The organism is Roseateles sp. P5_B10, assembly GCF_056400485.1.
The window spans coordinates 1-868 of record NZ_JBFULE010001365.1 but is presented as its reverse complement, the minus strand read 5'-3'; the positions used below and the strand labels follow the sequence as shown (position 1 = coordinate 868).

Genomic DNA, 868 nt, shown 5'->3' with positions numbered 1-868 from the left:
GAGATGCCCTCGGTCTGACCAAGGGCACGACGCTCAAGGTCGAGCTTGATGGCGGGCGCATCATCCTGCGCAAGAACGTCGACGACGCGCTGGCCAAGCTGCGCGGGCGCTTCAAACTGCCTGAAGGCGTCACCACCGACGACGTCATGCGCGAGCTGCGTGGCCGCGCCCCCGGCGACCCGGTCGAGCCGTGATCGCCATCGATTCCTCCGTTCTCATCGACCTGCTGGGCGGTGACGTGGGCGCCGAATCCGCTGAAGACTGTCTTCGCCAGGCGCTGGCGCGCGGGCCGGTCGTCGCCTGCGACGTCGTGCTCAGCGAAGTCGTCTCCGGCCTCGGCTTTGGCGCCGAGCTGCTGGATGCGCTGGAAGGCGTCGGCATCGTCTACTCTCCCATCGAATCCCGCGCGGCCGTTCGTGCCGGCGAAATGCAGCGCCGCTACAAGGAGCGCCGCAAGGCCTCCGGCCAGGCACCCGCCGGTCCGCGCACCGTTCCCGACTTCCTGATCGGCGCCCACGCCCTGCTGCAATGCCAGGCGCTGATCAGCCGCGATCAAGGTTTCTTCCGCGACTACTTCAAGGGTCTCAAGGTCATCGTGCCTGGAGCCGCCTGATTCCTTTTCCATCCCCGTTCCGCCAGGAGTTCCCCCATGCTGTCCGCCTACCGCCAACACGCCGCCGAACGTGCCGCCCTCGGCATCCCGCCCCTCGCCCTGGATGCCAAGCAGGTCGCCGAGCTGATCGAGCTGATCAAGGCTCCGCCCGCCGGTGAAGACGCCTTCCTGCTGGATCTGCTGACCCACCGCGTGCCTCCGGGCGTGGACGATGCGGCCAAGGTCAAGGCCAGCTTCCTGGCCGCCGTCGCGCAC

3 protein-coding genes are annotated in these 868 nt (G+C 68.2%); all 3 read left to right on the top strand.

Features of this window, described 5'->3' with window-relative positions:
• Positions 1-194: AbrB/MazE/SpoVT family DNA-binding domain-containing protein (locus tag AC1DU6_RS33360; RefSeq protein ID WP_477862627.1), on the top strand; the 194-nt coding region annotated here is incomplete at its 5' end.
• Positions 191-613, top strand: a complete 423-nt coding sequence (locus AC1DU6_RS33355; protein WP_457325515.1) for a type II toxin-antitoxin system VapC family toxin — start codon at positions 191-193, stop codon at positions 611-613. The genes AC1DU6_RS33360 and AC1DU6_RS33355, both read left to right, overlap by 4 nt.
• Positions 614-649: 36 nt before the next feature.
• Positions 650-868, top strand: a 219-nt coding sequence (locus AC1DU6_RS33350) for a hypothetical protein (RefSeq protein WP_477862624.1), incomplete at its 3' end; no start/stop codon positions are given.